General features: G+C 61.9%; 20 protein-coding genes and 1 pseudogene. 19 read left to right on the forward strand and 2 right to left on the reverse strand.

The window, feature by feature from the left end:
• Positions 1-43 precede the first annotated feature (43 nt).
• Positions 44-898, forward strand: a complete 855-nt coding sequence (locus EOB36_RS06010; protein ID WP_127204116.1) for an AraC family transcriptional regulator — start codon at positions 44-46, stop codon at positions 896-898.
• Positions 899-1,089: 191 nt separating this feature from the next.
• A complete protein-coding gene (gyrA, locus tag EOB36_RS06015) occupies positions 1,090-3,891 on the forward strand; it encodes a DNA gyrase subunit A (RefSeq protein ID WP_128284519.1) in 2,802 nt (933 codons plus the stop codon).
• Between the two features lie 58 nt (positions 3,892-3,949).
• Here gyrA and EOB36_RS06020 read toward each other — a convergent pair whose 3' ends face one another.
• Complete coding sequence (locus EOB36_RS06020) at positions 3,950-4,102, reverse strand: hypothetical protein (RefSeq protein ID WP_095485300.1); 153 nt, start codon at positions 4,100-4,102, stop codon at positions 3,950-3,952.
• A 296-nt stretch (positions 4,103-4,398) separates the two neighbouring features.
• Here EOB36_RS06020 and coaD point away from each other — a divergent pair, with 296 nt between their 5' ends.
• From coaD to EOB36_RS06055, 7 genes are all read left to right on the forward strand, one after another.
• Entirely contained in the window at positions 4,399-4,899 is a 501-nt protein-coding gene (coaD, locus tag EOB36_RS06025) for a pantetheine-phosphate adenylyltransferase (protein ID WP_128284520.1), read from the forward strand.
• A 75-nt stretch (positions 4,900-4,974) separates the two neighbouring features.
• Positions 4,975-5,565: a peptidylprolyl isomerase gene (locus EOB36_RS06030; RefSeq protein WP_095485567.1), complete on the forward strand. Its 591-nt coding sequence runs from the start codon at positions 4,975-4,977 to the stop codon at positions 5,563-5,565.
• A gap of 28 nt (positions 5,566-5,593) precedes the next feature.
• Complete coding sequence (locus EOB36_RS06035; RefSeq protein ID WP_091593716.1) at positions 5,594-6,106, forward strand: peptidylprolyl isomerase; 513 nt, start codon at positions 5,594-5,596, stop codon at positions 6,104-6,106.
• Complete coding sequence (locus EOB36_RS06040; protein ID WP_095485298.1) at positions 6,103-6,501, forward strand: hypothetical protein; 399 nt, start codon at positions 6,103-6,105, stop codon at positions 6,499-6,501. Before EOB36_RS06035 ends, EOB36_RS06040 begins: the two co-directional genes overlap by 4 nt.
• 12 nt (positions 6,502-6,513) lie before the next feature.
• Positions 6,514-7,629 (forward strand): tRNA preQ1(34) S-adenosylmethionine ribosyltransferase-isomerase QueA, encoded by a 1,116-nt coding sequence (gene queA, locus EOB36_RS06045; protein WP_128284521.1) that lies wholly within the window; start codon positions 6,514-6,516, stop codon positions 7,627-7,629.
• Positions 7,622-8,752 (forward strand): tRNA guanosine(34) transglycosylase Tgt, encoded by a 1,131-nt coding sequence (gene tgt / locus EOB36_RS06050; RefSeq protein WP_127204112.1) that lies wholly within the window; start codon positions 7,622-7,624, stop codon positions 8,750-8,752. The genes queA and tgt overlap by 8 nt, the downstream gene beginning before the upstream one ends.
• A 174-nt stretch (positions 8,753-8,926) precedes the next feature.
• Complete coding sequence (locus EOB36_RS06055; protein ID WP_128284522.1) at positions 8,927-10,312, forward strand: hypothetical protein; 1,386 nt, start codon at positions 8,927-8,929, stop codon at positions 10,310-10,312.
• A gap of 52 nt (positions 10,313-10,364) precedes the next feature.
• Here EOB36_RS06055 and EOB36_RS35920 read toward each other — a convergent pair.
• Positions 10,365-10,451 (reverse strand): annotated as a pseudogene (locus EOB36_RS35920) (DUF4864 domain-containing protein); the annotation flags it as partial.
• A gap of 276 nt (positions 10,452-10,727) precedes the next feature.
• Here EOB36_RS35920 and EOB36_RS06065 point away from each other — a divergent pair.
• The 10 genes from EOB36_RS06065 to EOB36_RS06110 all read left to right on the forward strand — a co-directional run.
• Positions 10,728-10,964 carry an Lrp/AsnC ligand binding domain-containing protein gene (locus EOB36_RS06065; protein WP_023674883.1) on the forward strand — a complete coding sequence of 79 codons (237 nt, stop codon included), beginning with the start codon at positions 10,728-10,730 and terminating at the stop codon, positions 10,962-10,964.
• Between the two features lie 172 nt (positions 10,965-11,136).
• On the forward strand, positions 11,137-12,549 hold the full coding sequence (locus tag EOB36_RS06070; RefSeq protein ID WP_164759054.1) for a circularly permuted type 2 ATP-grasp protein: 1,413 nt from the start codon (positions 11,137-11,139) through the stop codon (positions 12,547-12,549).
• A gap of 21 nt (positions 12,550-12,570) precedes the next feature.
• The gene (locus tag EOB36_RS06075) at positions 12,571-13,512 is read left to right on the forward strand and encodes an alpha-E domain-containing protein (protein WP_095485293.1); all 942 of its coding nucleotides are present in this window, start codon (positions 12,571-12,573) and stop codon (positions 13,510-13,512) included.
• Positions 13,513-13,519: 7 nt separating this feature from the next.
• The gene (locus EOB36_RS06080) at positions 13,520-14,314 is read left to right on the forward strand and encodes a transglutaminase family protein (protein ID WP_095485292.1); all 795 of its coding nucleotides are present in this window, start codon (positions 13,520-13,522) and stop codon (positions 14,312-14,314) included.
• Between the two features lie 31 nt (positions 14,315-14,345).
• On the forward strand, positions 14,346-15,077 hold the full coding sequence (locus EOB36_RS06085; RefSeq protein WP_095485291.1) for a peptidase: 732 nt from the start codon (positions 14,346-14,348) through the stop codon (positions 15,075-15,077).
• Between the two features lie 24 nt (positions 15,078-15,101).
• Complete coding sequence (locus EOB36_RS06090; RefSeq protein WP_127291652.1) at positions 15,102-16,508, forward strand: pyridoxal-dependent decarboxylase; 1,407 nt, start codon at positions 15,102-15,104, stop codon at positions 16,506-16,508.
• 130 nt (positions 16,509-16,638) lie between these two features.
• Positions 16,639-17,406, forward strand: coding sequence for a DeoR/GlpR family DNA-binding transcription regulator (locus EOB36_RS06095; RefSeq protein ID WP_095485289.1), 768 nt, complete (start codon positions 16,639-16,641; stop codon positions 17,404-17,406).
• A 125-nt stretch (positions 17,407-17,531) separates the two neighbouring features.
• The gene (glpD, locus tag EOB36_RS06100) at positions 17,532-19,058 is read left to right on the forward strand and encodes a glycerol-3-phosphate dehydrogenase (protein ID WP_127205648.1); all 1,527 of its coding nucleotides are present in this window, start codon (positions 17,532-17,534) and stop codon (positions 19,056-19,058) included.
• Positions 19,059-19,097: 39 nt separating this feature from the next.
• Positions 19,098-20,180 (forward strand): ABC transporter ATP-binding protein, encoded by a 1,083-nt coding sequence (locus EOB36_RS06105; protein ID WP_128284523.1) that lies wholly within the window; start codon positions 19,098-19,100, stop codon positions 20,178-20,180.
• A 13-nt stretch (positions 20,181-20,193) separates the two neighbouring features.
• A partial coding sequence (locus tag EOB36_RS06110) for an ABC transporter ATP-binding protein (RefSeq protein ID WP_245467637.1) occupies positions 20,194-21,142 on the forward strand: 949 nt, incomplete at its 3' end.

Consider the following 21,142-nt stretch of genomic DNA (forward strand, 5'->3'; position numbering starts at 1 on the left):
CAGCAGGGTTCTGTGCTTGGGAAAAATTGCTATCTTTCAAGCCATGACGACAAGCGCGCATACACTGGCGTCTGGGCGAGGCTGGCAGGTGTCGGACGTGGTCTGCACCGCCGGCGCCGCTGATCGCCCGTTCGAGGAAGAGCATCGCAAGTTCTGCGTCGCCGTGGTGACCAGCGGCACCTTCCGCTACCGAGCGCAACAGGGAACAGCGATGCTGGCGCCGGGCGCGCTTCTGCTCGGCAACCCCGGCACATGCTATGAATGCGGACACGAGCATGGCGCTGGCGACCGTTGCCTCTCCTTCCATTTCGAGCCGGCCTATATGGAACAGATCGTCGCCGGCATGCCGGATGCAAAGAAGCTGAATTTCAAGATGCCGCGCCTGCCGCCCTTGCCGGCGCTGGCAGCGCTGCTTGCCGAGGCGGAAGCCGCGCGCGAGATGGCCGACATCGACGCGTTCGAGGAACTCGCCCTGCGCATTGCCGGCGCGGCCGTCGCCTCCGGCGTCACGCCTGCTGCCCGGGTGCCGAGCCGCCGCGACCAGAAACGTGTCGCAGAGGCGGTACGGCGCATCGAAAAGGACGCCGAAAGGCCGATCTCGCTTGCCGAGCTTGCAAGCGAGACGGCGACCAGTCCCTACCATTTTCTGCGCAGCTTTCGGCACGTGGCGGGCGTGACGCCCTACCAGTTCCTGCTGAAGACCCGGCTGCACAGGGCGGCGGTGCGGCTGCGCATGTCGGACGAGGCGATCTCGACGATCGCCTTCGAGGCGGGGTTCAACGATTTGTCGACCTTCAACCGCCGTTTCCGGCGCGTGATGGGGGAGGCGCCTGGCGCCTACCGGCTCCGGCAGCGAGGTGATAAAGCGCCGAGCACATCTGCCGTTCCGGCGTTGTGAAGCAAAATTGGCCTGACAATGAGCTTTGCGCCGGTCGCCACGAAATGCGCCTCGGCCATATCGTCGCAATCGGTGATATCCTTTTGAAATCACCACAAAAATCGCCACTGGAAAACTGCCGCGGACATTGGAGTTTCGGCTCGGCTTCCTATATAAGCACCGAGTGATTCCTGATTAGATTGTGACCTGATTTGACCGACCAGAAGACACCGCGCGGCGCCGACGGCGGCCCCACCGGCATCGAGCCGATATCCATCATCGAGGAGATGCAGCGCTCCTATCTCGATTACGCCATGAGCGTGATCGTCAGCCGTGCGCTGCCGGACGTGCGCGACGGGTTGAAGCCGGTGCATCGCCGCATCCTCTATGCCGCCCATGAGAGCGGCTACCACTGGAACCGCAAATATGTGAAGTCGGCCCGCCCGGTCGCCGACGTGATGGGTAAATACCATCCGCATGGCGACGCCTCGATCTACGACGCCTTGGTGCGCATGGCGCAAGACTGGTCGCTGCGCGTGCCGCTGATCGACGGGCAAGGCAATTTCGGCTCGATCGACGGCGACCCGCCGGCGGCGATGCGTTATACTGAATCGCGGCTGACCAAGGTCGCGCATGAGTTGCTGGAAGACATCGACAAGGACACCGTCGATTTCCAGGACACTTATGATGCGTCCGGCAGCGAACCGAAAGTCCTGCCGGCGCGCTTCCCGAACCTGTTGGTCAATGGCTCCGGCGGCATCGCCGTCGGCATGGCCACCAACATCCCGCCGCACAATCTGGGCGAGGTCTGCAACGGCGCCATTGCCCTGATCGACAATCCGGCGATCGACCTGCCGGCGCTGATGGAGATCATTCCGGGGCCGGATTTCCCGACCGGCGCCATCGTGCTCGGCCGTTCCGGCATCTACAGCGCCTATTCGACGGGCCGCGGCTCCATCGTCATGCGCGGCCGCGTCAATATTGAGCAACGCGGCAACGACCGTGAATCGATCATCATCACCGAGGTTCCCTATCAGGTGAACAAGTCGTCGATGATCGAGAAGATGGCCGAGCTTGTGCGCGACAAGCGCATCGAGGGCATTTCCGACATCCGCGACGAAAGCGACCGCCAAGGCTACCGCGTCGTCATCGAACTGAAGCGCGACGCGGTCGCCGACGTCATCCTCAACCAGCTCTACCGTTTTACGCCGCTGCAGACGTCGTTCGGCGCCAATATGGTGGCGCTGAACGGCGGCAAGCCGGAAGTGCTGACGCTAACCGACATGCTGAAGGCGTTCGTCGCGTTCCGCGAGGATGTGATCAGCCGGCGCACGAAATTCCTGCTGCGCAAGGCGCGCGACCGCGCCCATGTGCTGGTCGGCCTTGCCATTGCTGTCGCCAACATCGACGAGGTCATCAAGCTGATCCGCAGCGCTCCGGACCCGCAGACGGCGCGCGAGCAGTTGATGGAGCGGCGCTGGCCCTCGGGCGACGTCGAATCGCTGATCCTGCTGATCGACGATCCGCGCCACCGCATCAACGAGGACGGCACCTACAATCTGTCCGAGGAACAGGCCCGCGCCATCCTCGAACTGCGCCTGCAGCGCCTGACCGCGCTCGGCCGCGACGAAATCGCCGACGAGTTGAACACGATCGGCGACGAGATCAAGGATTACCTGGACATCCTGTCGTCCCGCGCCCGCATTCAGCAGATCGTCAAGGACGAGCTTGCCGCCGTGCGCGACGAGTTCGGCACGCCGCGCCGCACCGAGCTGTCCGAGGGCGGGGCGGATATGGAAGACGAGGACCTGATCCAGCGCGAGGACATGGTCGTGACGGTCAGCCATTCCGGCTACATCAAGCGCGTGCCGCTGTCGCTCTATCGGGCGCAGCGCCGCGGCGGCAAGGGCCGTTCCGGCATGTCGACCAAGGAAGAGGATTTCGTCACTCGGCTGTTCGTCGCCAACACGCACACGCCGGTGCTGTTCTTCTCTTCGCGTGGCATCGTCTACAAGGAAAAGGTCTGGCGCCTGCCGATCGGCAACCCGCAGTCGCGCGGCAAGGCGCTGATCAACATGCTGCCGCTGGAGCAGGGCGAACGCATCACCACCATCATGCCGCTGCCCGAGGACGAGACCAGCTGGGGCGAGCTCGACGTGATGTTCGCCACGACGCGCGGCACGGTGCGCCGCAACAAGTTGTCGGACTTCGTCCAGGTCAACCGCAACGGCAAGATCGCCATGAAGCTGGAAGAGGAAGGCGACGAGATTCTCGGCGTCGAGACCTGCACAGACAATGACGACGTGCTTTTGACCGCAAGCTCCGGCCAGTGCATCCGCTTCTCGGTCAGCGACGTGCGCGTCTTCCAGAGCCGCAACTCGGTCGGCGTGCGCGGCATCGCCATGGCTCCCACCGACCGGGTGATCTCGATGGCGGTGATCGAACATGTCGAGGCGCCGCCGGCCGAGCGCGCCGCTTATCTCAAGCGGGTGGTGGCCGAACGGCGGCTCGCCGCCGGCATTGCGGCCGGCGAAGACGAAGACATCCAGCTTACCAATGAAGAGGTTGGCGAGGAGACGGAGCTTTCCGACGAGCGCTACGAATTCCTCAAGGCACATGAGCAGTTCGTGCTGACGGTGACGGAATATGGCTACGGCAAGCGTTCGTCTTCCTATGATTTCCGCCTTACAGGGCGCGGCGGCAAGGGCATTCGCGCCACCGACGTGTCGAAAGCGGCCGAGATCGGTCGCCTGGTGGCGACCTTCCCGGTCGGCAACGACGACCAGATCATGCTTGTCTCGGACGGCGGCACCGTCATCCGCGTGCCGGTCAACGGCATTCGTTTCGCCAGCCGCGCCACCAAGGGCGTGACCATCTTCAACACGGCCGACGGCGAGAAGGTCGTTTCGGTGGAGCGGATATCGGAACCGCAATCGGACGAGGAAGCCGAAGAGAGTGTTGAGGGCAACGCCAGCCCGGATGCCGGTGCTGACCCGGACAACAGCGGCGAGTAGGCCTTGATGGGGAAATGCCGGCCCGATGGGCCGGCGCCGTCAACAAATAACGGCCGGTTCAGAAGTGGCGATAAGGCTTGCGGATACCGAAGCCCTCGAACCGTTTGGTATTGGCCTTGGCGCGGACACGCCCTGCTTCCTGATGCAACCCGAATACGGTGGCAATCAGCATGGCGACGGTCATTGCGGCGGCGAGCATGTAGATCAGCATGTGCGTGTTCTCCTGCGCCTAACAACGTTCAAATGGGGTTTTGGTTTCATCTTCTGAAGCTGCAACCTAGTGAACGCTGCGTGAAGCCTCTGTGATCGGCCCGTTCATCTGTCGTTCATTTCGGTCAAAAGTTCACTCAAAGCGCATCGCGATTAACGTGGCCCAGGCGATGCGCATTGAGTCCCTGTTTGGGTGCATGTCGTTGTCCCAAAACCGCTGCGCACTTTGGGCGACATGCATTGGCCGCTCGCTGATCGGATTGCCTTTGCGAGAGAGGCTCGCTAGAAGCACCTGCCATGACAGAACGCATCGCCCTCTATGCCGGCTCCTTCGACCCGCTGACCAACGGCCATCTTGACGTGCTGAAGGCGTCGCTGGCCGTGGCGGACACGGTCTGCGCGGCGATCGGCATTCATCCCGGCAAGAAGCCGCTGTTTTCCTTCGAGGAACGGGTCGGCCTCATCGAAGCGGCGACGAAGGCCGAATTCGGCCGTGACGGCGCCCGCATCAAGGTTGTCGCTTTCGACGGGCTGGTCATCGACGCGGCCAGGAAGCAGGGTGCCTCGATCATGATCCGCGGCCTGCGCGACGGCACCGATCTCGACTATGAGATGCAGATGGCCGGCATGAACGAGACCATGGCGCCGGAATTGCAGACGGTTTTTCTACCCGCCAGCCCTTCGGTGCGAACCATTACCGCCACACTTGTCCGTCAGATAGCCTCGATGGGAGGCGACATCCGCCCCTTCGTGCCAGCGGCTGTGGCCGGCGCGCTCACTGCCAAATTCGCGAAATAATGCATGTCGCCCAAAAGTCGAACCCGGTTTCGGGACATCGACATGCATGAAACAAAGGTTTTCGGAGAAAGATCCATGCAGCTCAAAAGGCTCGCCACTTGCTTTGTCGTTCTTTTCGGCCTCGTGGCTGCATCTGTTTCGGCCTTCGCCGCCGATCCGGAAAACACCATGATCATCACGCTGAAGGGCGGCGACGTGACCGTCGCACTCAGGCCTGATCTCGCGCCGAAGCATGTCGAGCAGATCAAGAAGCTGGTGCGCCAGGGCGCTTACGACAACGTCGCTTTCCACCGCGTCATCGACGGCTTCATGGCACAGACCGGCGACGTGAAATTCGGCAACATGAAGAACGGCTTCAACGCCGATGCTGTCGGCACCGGCGGTTCCGATCTTCCCGACCTGCCGGCTGAATTCTCGACATCCGAGCGCTACGTGCGCGGCGTCGTCGGAATGGCCCGCTCGCAAAACCCGGATTCCGCCAATTCGCAGTTCTTCATCATGTTCGCGCCGGCGCCGCCGCTCGATGGCCAGTACACCATCGTCGGGAATGTCGAGAAAGGCATGGAGTTGGTGGACCAGATAAAGAAAGGCGACGAGGCGCAGAACGGGGTTGTCACCGGTCCCGATCGCATGATCAAGGTGCGCATCGCCGCCGACGGCAAGTAAACCCATTAGTTTCAAAGGATATTCTGACATGGCCGAGATCAAGGACCGCGAGAACGCGCTCATCATGGAAACGACCAAGGGCAAGGTCGTCATCGAACTGTTTCCCGATCTGGCGCCTGGCCATGTCGGCCGTATCAAGGAACTGGCGCGCGAAGGCGCTTATGACGGCGTCGTGTTCCACCGCGTCATCGACGGCTTCATGGCGCAGACCGGCGATGTGAAATTCGGCAATTCCAGCAAGCCCTCTTTCGCGCCCGCCCGTGCCGGCACGGGCGGCTCCGACAAGCCCGACCTGAAGGCCGAGTTCTCCAACGCCAACCATGGCCGCGGCACCTGCTCGATGGCGCGCTCGCAGAACCCGAACTCGGCCAACTCGCAGTTCTTCATCTGCTTCGACGATGCCGCCTTCCTCAACCGTCAGTACACGGTCTGGGGCCAGGTCATCGAAGGCATGGACAATGTCGACAAGATCAAGCGCGGCGAGCCGGTGCCGGATCCCGACAAGATCGTGTCGCTGAAGGTCGCGGCCGACGTAAAATGATCTACCGGGCTGTCGCGGCTATCACTCTGATGCTTGTCGCGGCGGCCACTTCGGCGCTGGCGACGGAATCGATCGTTTGCAGCGCTGAAGGCGACGCGGCATCGATCGATGTCCTGATGGGAAACACCGCCGCGATCGCAGTTGCGCGCGTGTGGCTGGATGCCGGCGGCAAGACATGGACCACCGACGGTCAGCCGGGATCGACGAAAGTGATCGTCGGACAGGCATTCGAGGACGACCAGCACATGGCGATCGATCTCACCGACGAGGGTATCAGCTCGATTGTCGCCAAACTGCGACTGGTCAAGGCCCGCGAACAGTCCAATTTCGCAATGGGCGGCACGCTGAGCATCGACGGTGTTGGCGCCTGGGCGGTGACCTGCCCGGAACCTTGAGTTGGGATTTTCTTGCGCGTCGACCTTTTCGACTTTGATCTGCCGGAGGAGCGCATCGCGCTTCGACCGGCAGAACCGCGCGACAGCGCCAAAATGCTGGTTGTCAGGCCGGGTGAGGGGCTTGAGAACCGGACGGTGCGCGAGCTACCGACCCTGCTCGAGGCCGGTGATGTGCTGGTCTTCAACGACACCAAGGTCATTCCGGCGCAGTTGAAAGGCATCAGGCGGCGCGGCGAAGCGGCGGCGCAAGTCGAAGCCACGCTGCACATGCGGGTGGCTCCCGACCGCTGGCTGGCTTTCATGCGGCCGGGCAAGCGCATCGCCGTTGGCGACCGCATCCATTTCGGCCATGACACCAATTCCTGCTTTCTCGGCCAGCTCGATGCCACGGTGATCGAGAAGGGCGAGGCCGGCGAGGCGTTGCTTGGCTTTGACCTGTCAGGTCCATTCCTCGACGAGGCGCTGCATGCCGTCGGCCACATTCCGTTGCCGCCCTACATCGCCTCGAAGCGCGACGACGACGAGCGCGACCGCAGCGACTACCAGACCATCTATGCCAGGGAAGAGGGCGCCGTGGCGGCACCCACGGCCGGCCTGCATTTCACGCCGGAGCTTTTCGCCGCGCTCGATGCCAAAGGCGTCGAGCGGCGCTTCGTTACCCTGCATGTCGGCGCCGGCACGTTCCTGCCGGTGAAAGTCGACGACACCGCCGATCACAAGATGCATGCCGAGATCGGCTCGGTCAGCCCGGAAACCGCCGAGGCGCTGAACGCGGCAAAGGCGCGTGGCGGGCGCATCATCGCCGTCGGCACGACGTCGCTGCGCCTGCTTGAAAGCGCTGCGCGGGAGGACGGCCGGCTCGCCGCGTGGTCCGGCCCGACGGACATCTTCATCACGCCCGGCTACCGTTTCAAGGCCGCCGACATGCTGATGACCAATTTCCATCTGCCGCGCTCGACGCTGTTCATGCTGGTTTCGGCGTTTTGCGGTCTGGAAACGATGCGTGCGGCCTATGCGCATGCGATCGAGAACCGCTACAGGTTTTATTCCTACGGAGACGCAAGTCTGCTGTTCAAGGAGGAGAACGATGGACGCGCGTCCGGTATACACAAGGAATTCAATGACTAAGGCGTTTACCTTCGAGGTGCTGGCGACCGACGGCAAAGCGCGGCGCGGCGCGATCACCATGCCGCGCGGAGAAATCCGCACGCCCGCCTTCATGCCGGTCGGCACCGGCGGCACGGTCAAGACCATGTATATGGATCAGGTGCGTGGCGTCGGCTCGGACATCATCTTGGGCAACACCTATCATCTGATGCTGCGGCCCGGCGCCGAACGTGTGGCGCGGCTTGGCGGCCTGCATGAATTCGCCCGCTGGCCGCATCCGATCCTGACCGACAGCGGCGGCTTCCAGGTTATGTCGCTGTCGAAGCTGAGGAAACTCACCGAGAAGGGCGTCACCTTCCGCTCGCACATCGACGGCGCCGCCTATGAGATGTCGCCCGAGCGCTCGATCGAGATCCAGGGACTGCTCGATTCCGACATCCAGATGCAGCTCGACGAATGCACAGCGCTGCCGGCCATGGAGAAAGAGATCGAGCGGGCCATGGAGCTGTCGCTGCGCTGGGCCGAGCGTTGCAAGACGGCATTCGGCGATCAGCAGGGCAAGGCGATGTTCGGCATCGTCCAGGGCGGCGACATACCGGCCTTGCGGCTGCGCTCGTCGCAGGCGCTGAAAGCGATGGACCTCAAGGGCTATGCGATAGGCGGGCTGGCCGTCGGCGAGCCGCAAGCGGTGATGCTCGAAATGCTCGAAATCACCTGCCCGGAGCTGCCGGCGGACAGGCCGCGCTATCTGATGGGTGTCGGCACGCCTGACGACATCTTGAAATCGGTGGCGCGCGGCATCGACATGTTCGATTGCGTGATGCCGACGCGCGCCGGCCGTCATGGCCTCGCCTATACACGGCGCGGCAAGGTCAATCTGCGCAACGCTCGCCATGCCGACGATCCGCGCCCGCTGGACGAGGAGAGCGACTGCCCGGCCGCCAGAGATTATTCGCGCGCCTATCTGCACCATCTGGTCCGCTCGCAAGAGGCGTTGGGGGCGATGCTGCTGACCTGGAACAATCTTTCCTACTACCAGAAGCTGATGCAGGACATTCGTGCCGCCATCGAGGCCGGCGCCTTCGAGGCTCGGGCGGTGGAAATTTCTGAGGGCTGGGCAAGGGGCGATATTCCAGCCCGCTAAAGCCTGTCCGGGAACTGTTTTGAAACGACTGACGAATAAGCATTGCCGGGATGGCATTGGGCGGGGACCAAGAACCTGTTCGTCTCGGGACAAGCTTCAGCTTCAGAAGTGACGGCGCGGACGAACGGCGTTGCCGAACCTTGCGCCTCTTCTTTCATGTCGGTCCGGCGATGGATGGCCAAGCCATCGCTTGCGATTTTTGCGATCGTTGTGGCTGGCCTTGTTCTGCGGTTGCTGGGCGCACGCGGCGATCTCTGGCTGGACGAGATCTGGAGTTTTTCTCTCATCGAGCCACTCACCTCGATCAACCAGATCTTCTGGCGCGTAAATCACGACAACAATCATTTCCTCAATTCGGCCTATCTGTATCTGATCGGCCCTGATACTTCGCCGCTGCTCCAACGAGGCCTGTCCATCGCGTTCGGCGCCAGCACGATTGTTGCAGCTGCGGCAGTGCCACGCGGGCGATGGGCGATGATTTCCACAAGTCTGCTGTTTGCAGTGAGCTATCCGATGGTCCACTATGGCTCGGAAGCGCGCGGCTACGCCGGGCTGGTGCTGTTCACGCTCTTTTCTGTGGTTTTTCTGGAACGCTGGCTCGACAAAAGAGGTTCATCGGTCATCGCTTTGGCCGCGGCGATCCTGCTGGGCCTGCTGTCTCACCTCACGATGATCGAAATGGTGCCGGTCCTTGTAGCCTGGACCACATGGGTCACTTGGCTGCGCACGGAAAGGATTGGCCGCACACTCGCTGACGTCGGTTTGACTTTCACGCCTGCCGTCCTTGCGGTGCTGCCGTTGGCCATCTGCGTGGTCGTCGGCGCCCAGCTGTCCGGCTTCGCCGTCGGGGGTGTTTCGCCTTTCTCGTTCCAGGCGTTCGCAAAGGGATATGGCGGGGTGATCAGATATCTGCTGGGCCTGCCGTCCTGGATTGGCGATTGGGCCTGCATCGCTGCTGCCTGCGGCATGGTCTGCATCTCTGCCGGCATATGGCGTGATCGTCGGGCCAGTCTCTACGTCATCGGAATTGTGGGATTGCCTGCCCTCATGTGCGCAGCGAATCTGCCCAATCTCCAGATCCCACGCTATTTCATCGTCAGTGGAACGTTGTTGCTGCTTTGGACTGGCGAGATGCTCGGTCGCGGCTTCGATGCGGGCGGGTTCAAAAGATATCTGGCGGCAGGAGCGCTCGCGGTCATGATGAGCGGCAGCATATCGTCGCTGCTGCAGTTCTACGAATATGGCCGCGGTTCCTATGCCTCGATCGTGGGGCAGATGACGCAAAACGGTGCCACCACCTATGCCAGCAACCACGACTTCCGGACTGCGATGGTCGTCGACTACTTTGCAGCGCGGACAGGCCGTCAGGCTTGGTTCGTCCCGAAAGACGAACTGTGCATTCGACGTCCCGCTTGGCTGATCATGGAGGGTGATCCTGACATACAATCGAAACGGGTCGAACCCGCGTCGGCTTGCGCACTTGCCTATGAGCGAATTGATGCGTCAAGGAACTGGGGCCTTTCAGGGCTGAGCTGGACGCTTTACCGGCGGCGCGATTGATCAGACCGTCGCGGCTCGGGCACGCGCTCAGGTGCTCAGCGAAGTGGAAGCAGCGCAGGCTGCAGCCGGTGATGCGGAAGCTGCCGTCGGGCTGTTGCGTGTAGACGGCCGTGTAATCCTTGCCATCCGGCCCGACGATAACATCGGTCGGCGGCGCTTCACGGTTTCAGCAGCCGCGAACATTCGCCGTCCGGCCGCAGTTAAGCTTCTTCCTTTAAATCGGGTTCTGCCTGAGCGCCGTCCTGATGCTTGAAAGCCGGGCGGCAGTCTGCCACAAGGGCCGCCTATGCGCATGACCCCGAAAATCGGAATCGATTTTCGGAAAGGATCATGCGCAATCAAAGTGCTACAGCGTCCTTTGCGCGTTCTAAAGGACGAGCGGCGCTGTAGGCGCAAGCTTGAGCAGGACCGGTCAATGAAGGCATTTTTCGTGCAGATAAAGTGCGATCTGGGCAAGGCCTATGACGTTGCCAGCGCTTTGGCCGATGCCGAGATCGCTTCGGAAATCTACTCGACAGCCGGCAACTACGATCTGCTCGCCAAATTCTATGTCGACGACGAGGAAGACATCGGCCATTTCGTCAACGAGAAGGTGCAGATTCTTCCAGGCATCAAGGACACGTTCACGGTCGTCACCTTTCGCGCGTTCTGAGCAGCGCCTGCCGCCTGCCTGGACATAAGGCAAAGCCTGATCGCAGCCATATTGGTGCTGCCCTAATTTTAGGCAGCCGCCACATACTGATCGCCCGCATCCTCCAAATCGCCGATTGCGCTTGATTTTCTCCGGTGACGCCAGTGAAATGGCCTCACAGGGGAGTATGCGATTGGCAGCGTTCGACGAAATGCTTCCGGAAATCTCCGGATTGAGAAAACCGTATTCGGCTTACGATCGCTGGCTGAAGGAGCAGGATCCGGCCAGGCTTACTGAAAAGATGCAGGACGCCGAACGCGTCTTTCGCAAGACCGGCATCACCTTTGCCGTCTATGGCGAGCAGGAAGCCTCCGAACGCCTGATTCCCTTCGATATCGTTCCGCGCATCATATCCGGCAATGAATGGCGACGGCTGACGCAAGGCATCGAGCAGCGCGTCCAGGCGCTGAACGCCTTCCTCGACGATATCTACCACCGCCAGGAGATCTTGCGCGCCGGGCGCGTCCCCAAGGAATTGATCGCCAAGAACGAGGCGTTCCTGCCGGAGATGATCGGAGTGCGGCCGCCGGCGGGCGTCTACACCCATATCATCGGCGTCGATATCGTGCGCATCAGCGAGAACGAGTTCTACGTGCTGGAGGACAATGCGCGCACGCCGTCCGGCGTCTCCTACATGCTGGAGAACCGCGAGACGATGATGCAGCTCTTTCCCGAGCTGTTCCAGCAGATCAAGGTGCGGCCGGTGGAAAACTATCCGCAGCTCTTGCGCCAGTCGCTGGCAGCGGTGCGGCCGCAAAGCACCAAGGGCGCGCCGACCATCGCCGTGCTGACGCCTGGCAGCTTCAACTCCGCCTATTTCGAGCATGCCTTCCTTGCCGATCAGATGGGCGTGCAGCTTGTCGAGGGACAGGATCTGCGCGTCGTCGACGGCCATGTCGCGATGCGCACGACCGAAGGCTACAAGCAGATCGACGTGCTTTATCGAAGGGTCGATGATTCTTTCCTCGATCCGCTGACCTTCCGTCCGGACTCGGCACTTGGCGTGCCGGGCATCATGGATGTCTACCGCGCCGGCAACATCACCATCGCCAATGCGCCGGGAACCGGCATCGCCGACGACAAGGCGATCTATTCCTACATGCCCGAGATCGTCGAATTCTACACCGGCCGCAAGGCGATCCTCGGCAACATCCCGACCTGGCGCTGCTCGGAGCCGGACAGCCTGAAATATGTGCTCGAACACATCCATGAGCTGGTGGTGAAGGAAGTTCACGGGTCCGGCGGCTACGGCATGCTGGTGGGGCCGGCGGCGACCAAGAAGGAATGCGAGGATTTTTCCAAGAAACTCGCGGCAAAACCGTCGAACTACATCGCCCAGCCGACACTGGCGCTGTCGACCTGTCCGATCCTGACCGACAAAGGACTGGCGCCGCGCCATGTCGATCTCAGGCCCTATGTGCTGGTTTCCGACCGCATCCAGATCGTGCCGGGCGGGCTGACGCGCGTGGCGCTCAAGGAAGGCTCGCTGGTGGTCAACTCATCGCAGGGCGGCGGCACCAAGGATACGTGGGTGCTCGATGATTAATTTTCACTTGAAGGTTTTTTGATGCTTTTAGGCCGCACCGCCAACGGGCTCTACTGGATGAACCGCTATATCGAGCGGGCGGAAAACATGGCGCGGCTGGTCGATGCCGGGCTGCGCATGGCGCTGACCCGCACCCAGAATGCCTCCGAAGAGTGGAATTCGGTGCTGCTCAGCGCCGGCTCGGATGCTGCCTTCACGCAGAAATATTCCGACTATACCGCCGCCAACGTCGCCGATTTCCTGCTGCGCGACACATCCAACCCGTCGAGCACGATGGCGTCGATCGAGACGGCTCGCAACAATGCCCGCATGGTGCGCACCGCGCTGACGCGCGAAACTTGGGAAAGCATCAACGAAGCCTGGATGTCGCTTAAGCGGATGCTGGCCAGGCCGATCGACGAGCGCGACCTGCCCAGTGTGCTCGACGCGATCAAGCGCGAGACGGCCCTGATCCGCGGCTCGTTCTACGGCACCATGCTGCGCAATGAGATCTTCGATTTCTCGCAGCTCGGCACCTATGTCGAACGCGCCGACAACACGGCACGCATCCTGGATGTGAAATACTACGTGCTGTTGCCGTCGATCTCGTGGGTCGGCTCCACGCTCGACAATTACCAGTGGGAATCGATCCTGCGCTCGGTGTCGGCGCATCGCTCCTATCGCTGGGTCTACGAGGCCGACTACAAGCCGAGCAACATCGCCGACTATCTGATCCTCAACGTTCGCATGCCGCGCTCGCTGACCTTCTGCTACCGTTTCCTGACGGAGCATCTCAGATTCCTGGGCGACGATTATGGCGAGCGCCATGCCTGTCATGCGACAGCCGGCAAGACCCAGGCCATGCTGGCGGCCGGCTCGATCAAGGACATATTCGACGCCGGCCTGCATGAATTCCTGGCGAATTTCATCCGCGACAACATCAGGCTCGGCGACGAGATCGCGCAGGACTATCGATTCTATTGAGGAAGCCATGCGGTTGAAGATCACCCACCGGACCGAATACCGCTACGATGCGCCGGTGCATTATCTGCTGCAGCGGCTGCGGCTGCTTCCGGTCAGCGGATCGACGCAGACCGTCTTGTCCTGGTCGCTGAAGATCGAAGGGGCTCGCGAGGAAGTGCGCTTCAGCGACCATTTCGGCAACGACACGCGACTGTTGAGCGTCGAAGGCGAGCGCGATTTCATCACCGTCGAGGCATCAGGCGAGGTGGTGACACGCGACACATCGGGCGTCTCCGGGCCACATCAGGGCTTCGCGCCGCTCTGGCTGTTTGGCCATGAAACGCCGTTGACCACGATCGGCAGCGGCATTCGCGAACTCGCGGCGTCGGTCGGCGAGGGGACCGATATCGAAAGGTTGCACCGGCTGATGGCCGTGATCGGCGAGCGTGTCGCCTATACGCCAGGCACTACCAACGCGACGACCCCGGCCGAGGACGCTCTGGCGCTCAAGACCGGCGTCTGCCAGGACCACAGCCACATCTTTGCCGCCGCCGCGCGCGCCATGGGGTTTCCGGCCCGCTACGTCAGCGGCTATCTGATGATGGATGCTGCGGTCGAGCAGGCGGCAAGCCATGCCTGGGCCGAGGCGCATGTTGCGGGCCTGGGCTGGGTCGCGTTCGACGTCGCCAACGGCATTTCGCCCGACGAACGCTATGTAAAGGTGGCGACCGGCCGTGATTACCGCGACGCCACGCCCGTATCGGGAATTCGGCTGGGACAAGCGGAAGAACAGCTTGCGGTCACCGTCACGGTAGAGCAGTAATCCCCGGCAAGATTGCTGCCAAAGAGATTCGATGACCTATTGCGTCGGCCTGAAGATCGATCGCGGGCTCGTGTTCATGTCCGACACGCGCACCAATGCCGGCATGGATTCGATCTCGACCTTCAAGAAGATGCATGTCTGGGAGGAACCGGGCGAGCGCGTCATCGTGCTGATGTCGGCCGGCAATCTGGCGACGACGCAGGCGGTCGTCAGCCTGCTCGACGAGCGCACCAAGGCAGTTGGCGATCGCCACGCGACACTGCTCGAAACGCCCTCCATGTACCAGACGGTGCGGATGGTCGGTGATACCGTCAAGGAAGTCATCGCCAGTTCGTCACCAACCGGCGACAGGGCGGATTCCTATTTCAATGCCTCCTTCATCCTCGGCGGCCAGATCAAGGGCAGCGCGCCGCGGCTGTTCATGATCTATCCGGAAGGCAATTTCATCGAATCGACCGACGACACGCCGTTTTTCCAGATCGGCGAGACCAAATACGGCAAGCCGATCATCATCCGCGCCTATGAAAAGACGATGAGTTTCGCCGAGACGGTGAAGCTACTGCTGGTCTCGTTCGACTCGACGCTGAAATCGAACCTGTCGGTCGGTCTGCCGCTCGACCTGCTATTCTACGAAAAGGACGCCTACAAGGTCAGCCTGAAGAAGCGGATAGCCCAGGACGATCAATACTACCGCACCATCTCAGACGGCTGGTCGAACGCGCTGAAGACTGCCTTTGCGAGCTTGCCTGATTTTCCCGAATAGACGGCCCGTCTTTCCGGAGGTGCGATGAACAACGACGATTTCCGGCAATGGTCGAGGCGCGCTGCGGATTGGGGCGCCGACTATCGCAACTCGCTGCGCGAAAGACCGGTGCGGCCGCTGGTCGAGCCGGGTGGCATTTTCAAGAGCGTAGAGACTTCGCCGCCTGAAGCGGCGGAGCCGATGGATGAGATCTTCGCCGACTTCGAGCAAAAGATCCTGCCGGGCATGACGCATTGGCAGCATCCGCGCTTCTTCGCCTATTTCCCGGCCAACGCCGCACCGGTTTCGGTGGTGGCCGAATATCTGGTCTCGGTGATGGCCGCGCAATGCATGCTCTGGCAGACCTCGCCGGCAGCGACCGAACTCGAGACGCGCGTCGTCGACTGGATGCGTCAGGCGCTTGGTCTGCCGGAAGGGTTTTCCGGCGTCATGCAGGATTCGGCATCGTCGGCGACGCTCGCCGCCGTATTGACCATGCGCGAGCGCGCGCTCGACTGGCAGGGCAACGAGAAGGGCCTGCAAGGCCAGCCGACATTGCGCGTCTATTCTTCCGACCAGGTTCATACCTCCATCGACCGGGCGATCTGGGTATCGGGCATCGGCGAGGACAACCTCGTGCGCATTCCGGTTGCCGGCCGCTTTCGCGCCATGGATGTCGCAGCCCTGGAAGAGGCAATCGTCGCCGACCGGGAGGCGGGCATGCTGCCGGCCGGCATCATTGCCTGTGTGGGCGGCACCAGCACCGGCGGCACCGATGATATCGCCGGCGTCGCCGCGGTGGCAAAGCGGCAGGGGCTCTATGTGCATGTCGATGCCGCCTGGGCCGGTTCGGCGATGATATGTCCGGAATACCGGCATTTCTGGGCGGGCGTGGAGCACGCGGATTCTATCGTCTTCAACCCGCACAAATGGCTGGGTGCGCAATTCGACTGCTCGGTCCAGTTTATCCGCCGGCCGGAAGACCTGGTGCGGACGCTCGCCATCAAGCCGGATTACCTGAAGACGCACGGGCGCGACGGCATCATCAACTATTCCGAATGGTCGGTGCCGCTCGGGCGGCGCTTTCGCGCACTGAAACTATGGTTCCTGCTACGCGCCCACGGGCTTGAAAATCTCCGGAGCATGATCCGCAACCATGTCGCCTGGAGCGAAGGCCTTGCCGAGCGGCTGGCCGGGGAACCGGATTTCGAGATTGTCACGGAGCCGATGCTGTCGCTGTTCTCGTTCCGGCATCTGGTGGCGGCCGGAATCGACGAACACAATCTGCGGCTGGTCAACGCGATCAACGACGATGGCCGCATCTACCTGACCCAGACACGGGTGGGCGGACAGGTGGCGATCCGCTTTCAGGTCGGCCAGTTCGATACGACGGCGGCGGATGTCGACACCGCTTTCGAAGTCATCACCGAAATCGCCCGCGGTCTGGGTTGAGTTGAATTGGTCGGCAAAGTTGCGCCGAGGTTTGCCTTTGGACGCATGTGATTTCGTTAGCCGGCTTATGCCTTTTCATCGCTTTCGTTTTCCTCTATAGACAAGAAAAACGAAAACGGGAGCTTCCCCAATGTACCTGTCGCCGCGTCATTCCGAAATCATCCAGATGGCCAAGGACCATGGCCGCGTGCTGGTCGACGATCTGGCAACGCATTTCAACGTGACGCCGCAGACCATCCGCAAGGATCTCAACGATCTGTGCGACCAGCGGCTGCTGTCGCGCATTCATGGCGGGGCGCTGTTTCCCTCCGGCATCGAGAACATGGAATATGAGGCACGGCGCAAGATCGCCGCCGACGAGAAGGAGGCGATCGGTCGCGCGGCGGCCAGGCTGATCCCGGATAATGCCTCGCTGTTCATCAATATCGGCACCACGACTGAGTCGGTCAGCAAGGCGCTTCTTGATCATAGTGGCCTGATGGTCATCACCAATAACATCAATGTTGCCAACAGGATGCGTATATATCCTTCGATCGAGGTGGTGATCGCCGGCGGCGTCGTGCGTGGTTCCGACGGCGGCGTGGTCGGCGAGGCGGCGGTCGATTTCATCAGGCAGTTCAAGGTCGACTACGCGGTGATCGGCGCCTCGGCGATCGACCATGACGGTGCGCTGCTCGATTTCGATTTTCGTGAAGTGAAGGTGGCGCAGGCGATCATCGCCAATGCCCGGCATGTGATCCTCGTCTCCGACCAGACCAAGTTCGAGCGGACGGCGCCGGTCCGGATCGGCCACCTGTCGCAGGTCAACACCTTCATCACCGATCGCTGCGACATCCCGTCGGTGCGCAAAATCTGCCAGGAGGCAGAGGTTCAACTGATCGAAACGTCGCTCTCCTAAGGGTGCCGTTGCGGCAATTGTCGCCGTTTATATTTCGTTTGACATTCGTTCTCATTTCGAAATAATCCCTTCACGGTTTCGTAAAAACCTAAAAATGCTGCAATGCGAAATCCGGGAGGACTTTTGTGGACGCACCCCCGATCCATGACATTTTCGTCATCGGTGGCGGTATCAACGGCTGCGGCATTGCCCGCGATGCGGTTGGGCGCGGCTTTTCGGTCTTCCTTGCCGAAATGAACGATCTGGCCAGCGGAACCTCCTCCGGCTCGACCAAACTGATCCATGGCGGCTTGCGCTACCTCGAGTTCTACGAGTTCCGCCTGGTGCGCGAGGCGCTGATGGAGCGCGAGATTCTGTGGAGGAACGCGCCGCACATCATCTGGCCGATGCGCTTCGTGCTGCCCTATGCCAAGGGTCTGCGCCCGGCCTGGCTGATCAGGCTCGGCCTTTTCCTTTACGACCACATTGGCGGACGCAAGTTGCTGCCGGCGACCAAGACGCTGGACATGGCAAGGGACCCGGCCGGCAAGCCGCTGAAGCCGTTGTTTCGAAAGGCCTTCGAGTATTCCGACGGCTGGGTCAACGATGCGCGGCTGGTGGCGTTGAACGCCCGCGACGCCGCCGACCGCGGCGCAACGATCCGAACCCGCACGAAAGTCGTCGGCGCACGCCGTGAAGGCGCGCTTTGGACGGTCAGGCTGGAAAATGCGCAGACCGGGGACACCGAGGAGGTCAAGGCGCGGCTTTTAGTCAACGCCGCCGGCCCATGGGTCGACCATGTGCTGTCCGCCACGGTCGGCTTGAACGACGTGCACAATGTCCGGCTGGTACAGGGCAGTCATATCGTCATCGGCAAGAAGTTCGACGATCCGCGCGCCTATTTCTTTCAGAACAAGGACGGCCGCATTATTTTCGCGATTCCCTACGAGGAAGAGTTCACGCTGATCGGCACCACCGACCAGGACTATCCTGGCGACCCGCATGACGTGAAGATCAGCGACGCAGAGATCGATTACCTCTGTGCTGCGGCGAGCGAATATTTCGCGAAACCGGTCAAGCGTTCGGACATCGTCTGGACTTATTCCGCCGTGCGCCCGCTTTATGACGACGGCGCCTCCAAGGCGCAGGAAGCGACCCGCGACTATGTGCTGAAGGCCGACGGCGGCGAGGGCACGGCACCGATCGTCAACACTTTTGGCGGCAAGATCACCACTTATCGCCGACTGTCGGAATCGATGCTCGAGAAAATCGAGGGTTTTCTCGGCAAGCGCGGCAAGCCGTGGACGGCAAACGCGCCGCTTCCGGGCGGCGATTTCCCGGCGAGCGGCTTCGATGCCGAAGTGGCGAAACTGAAAACGGCCTATCCGTTCCTCGACGCGCGCCTGGCGCGCCGCCTGACCCGGCTTTACGGGACTCGCGCAAGGATGCTGCTGGGCCTCGCGAGATCGAATGCCGACCTTGGCCGGAACTTCGGCGCCGATCTCTACGAGGCCGAGGTGCGGTACCTCGTTCAAAATGAATGGGCGATGACGGCCGAAGATGTATTGTGGCGCAGGACCAAGCGCGGCCTGCATCTGGGCCGCGAGCAGGCGGCAGCGCTCGACGAATTCATGCGCGGGATAAGCCGGCGCCATGTCGCGGCTGCCGAATAGTGGGGTCTGACTGATGCAGAAAGCCTGGGAGGAGGCATCATGCTGGAACTGAGAAACGTGACGAAGACGGTCGGCGCGACGGAGCATATACGCGACGTGTCCCTGACGCTTCAGCACGGCTCGCTCAACGTCCTTCTCGGACCGACGCTCTCCGGCAAGACCAGCCTGATGCGGCTGATGGCCGGCCTTGATGTTCCGACATCCGGTTCGGTCTGGTTCGACGGCAAGGATGTCACCGGTATCCCGGTGCAGAAGCGCAACGTCGCCATGGTCTACCAGCAGTTCATCAACTATCCGGCGATGACCATTTACGAGAACATCGCCTCGCCGCTGAGGGTGGCCGGGACCGAGCGGGCAAAGATCGACAAGGAGGTGCGCAATGCTGCAGCCCTGCTCAAGCTGACGCCCTTTCTCGACCGCACGCCGCTCAGCCTCTCGGGCGGCCAGCAGCAGCGCACCGCGCTGGCGCGCGCCATCGTCAAGAACGCCAGCCTCGTGCTGCTCGACGAGCCGCTCGCCAATCTCGATTACAAGCTGCGCGAGGAGCTGCGTGCGGAATTGCCGAAAATCTTCGCGGCGAGCGGCACCATCTTCGTCTACGCCACGACGGAGCCGCACGAAGCTTTGCTGCTCGGCGGCAACACGGCGACGCTTTCCGAAGGCCGCATCACTCAGTTCGGCCCCACGATCGACGTCTTTCGCAGGCCGAACGACCTCGTCACGGCCAAGACTTTCGCGGATCCGCCGCTCAACACGATTGTGCTGAAGAAGAGCGGCTCGAGCTTCCTTCTTGATGGTGGGGTGAACCTCCCGGTGCCGGCTGAGCTCGCCGGTATTGCCGATACGAGTTACACGATCGGCTTCCAGCCCCACCATCTCTCTCTTACTCGGCCGAGCGCGTCAGCGGTTCCGGTGAGAGCCAAGGTCTCGGTCACCGAGATCACCGGTTCGGAGAGCTTTGTGCATCTCGACTTCGCCGATGTCCGCTGGGTGATGCTGGAGCACGGCATCCTGGTGTTTGAGCCGGACCAGACCATCGAGGTGTTCATCGATCCGCGGCACATCATGGTTTTCGACGCGAACGGCCGCTCGGCCGCGCCGCCACAGATGCTGGCGGCTTGAGGGAGGAGGGCACATGGCGCGCATCGACTGCAACCACATCCGCCACGCCTACGGGCCGCATCCGAAGTCGGACAAGGACTATGCGCTGAAGGAGGTGCATCACGCTTTCGAGGATGGCGGCGCCTATGCGCTGCTGGGGCCGTCGGGCTGCGGCAAGACCACGCTGCTCAACATCATTTCCGGGCTGTTGTACCCGTCGCATGGCGAGCTTCTGTTCGACGGCAAGGATGTGACCAATCTGTCGACGCAGGAGCGCAACATCGCGCAGGTGTTCCAGTTCCCGGTCATCTACGACACCATGACCGTCTACGACAATCTGGCCTTCCCGCTGCGCAACCGCGGCGTTCCGGAACCCGACGTCGATCGCAAGGTGCGCGAGACGCTGGAAATGACGGGATTGGCCGACATGGCCCGGAGAAAGGCGAGGGGGCTGACTGCCGACCAGAAACAGAAGATCTCGCTCGGGCGCGGGCTGGTGCGTTCCGATGTCAACGCGATCCTGTTCGACGAGCCGCTGACCGTCATCGACCCGCATATGAAGTGGGTGCTGCGCTCGCAGCTGAAGCAGCTGCACAGGCGCTTTGGTTTCACCATGGTGTATGTCACGCACGACCAGACCGAGGCGCTCACCTTCGCCGAGAACGTCGTCGTCATGTATGAGGGCGAGATCGTGCAGATCGGCTCTCCGGCCGAATTGTTCGAGCGCCCCAAGCATACATTCGTCGGCTATTTCATCGGCTCGCCGGGCATGAACGTCATGCCGGTCGCGGTCGAAGGCAGGAGCGCGCGGCTCGGCAGCCAGACGATCGAATTGCCGGGCGCGCCCAAGGCTGGAACCTCAGGCGTGATCGAACTTGGTATCCGCCCCGAATATGTCAGGCTTGGCGCTACCGGCATGCCGGTTTCAATCCGAAAGGTCGAGGATATCGGCCGCCACAAGGTGGTGCGCGCCAGTTTCGAAG

Source organism: Mesorhizobium sp. M6A.T.Cr.TU.017.01.1.1 (genome assembly GCF_004023115.1).
GTDB classification, from domain to species: Bacteria; Pseudomonadota; Alphaproteobacteria; order Rhizobiales; family Rhizobiaceae; genus Mesorhizobium; species Mesorhizobium mediterraneum.

Excerpts from the sequence above, each read along its gene's own strand:
- EOB36_RS06030 (WP_095485567.1), top strand. The coding sequence starts at position 4,975 with ATGCAGCTCAAAAGGCTCGCCACTTGCTTTGTCGTTCTTTTCGGCCTC.
- EOB36_RS06020 (WP_095485300.1), bottom strand. The coding sequence starts at position 4,102 with ATGCTGATCTACATGCTCGCCGCCGCAATGACCGTCGCCATGCTGATT.
- coaD (WP_128284520.1), top strand. The coding sequence starts at position 4,399 with ATGACAGAACGCATCGCCCTCTATGCCGGCTCCTTCGACCCGCTGACC.
- EOB36_RS06065 (WP_023674883.1), top strand. The coding sequence starts at position 10,728 with ATGAAGGCATTTTTCGTGCAGATAAAGTGCGATCTGGGCAAGGCCTAT.
- EOB36_RS06010 (WP_127204116.1), top strand. The coding sequence starts at position 44 with ATGACGACAAGCGCGCATACACTGGCGTCTGGGCGAGGCTGGCAGGTG.
- EOB36_RS06035 (WP_091593716.1), top strand. The coding sequence starts at position 5,594 with ATGGCCGAGATCAAGGACCGCGAGAACGCGCTCATCATGGAAACGACC.
- EOB36_RS06080 (WP_095485292.1), top strand. The coding sequence starts at position 13,520 with ATGCGGTTGAAGATCACCCACCGGACCGAATACCGCTACGATGCGCCG.
- EOB36_RS06090 (WP_127291652.1), top strand. The coding sequence starts at position 15,102 with ATGAACAACGACGATTTCCGGCAATGGTCGAGGCGCGCTGCGGATTGG.
- EOB36_RS06085 (WP_095485291.1), top strand. The coding sequence starts at position 14,346 with ATGACCTATTGCGTCGGCCTGAAGATCGATCGCGGGCTCGTGTTCATG.
- EOB36_RS06055 (WP_128284522.1), top strand. The coding sequence starts at position 8,927 with ATGGCCAAGCCATCGCTTGCGATTTTTGCGATCGTTGTGGCTGGCCTT.
- EOB36_RS06105 (WP_128284523.1), top strand. The coding sequence starts at position 19,098 with ATGCTGGAACTGAGAAACGTGACGAAGACGGTCGGCGCGACGGAGCAT.
- EOB36_RS06075 (WP_095485293.1), top strand. The coding sequence starts at position 12,571 with ATGCTTTTAGGCCGCACCGCCAACGGGCTCTACTGGATGAACCGCTAT.
- EOB36_RS06040 (WP_095485298.1), top strand. The coding sequence starts at position 6,103 with ATGATCTACCGGGCTGTCGCGGCTATCACTCTGATGCTTGTCGCGGCG.
- tgt (WP_127204112.1), top strand. The coding sequence starts at position 7,622 with ATGACTAAGGCGTTTACCTTCGAGGTGCTGGCGACCGACGGCAAAGCG.
- EOB36_RS06095 (WP_095485289.1), top strand. The coding sequence starts at position 16,639 with ATGTACCTGTCGCCGCGTCATTCCGAAATCATCCAGATGGCCAAGGAC.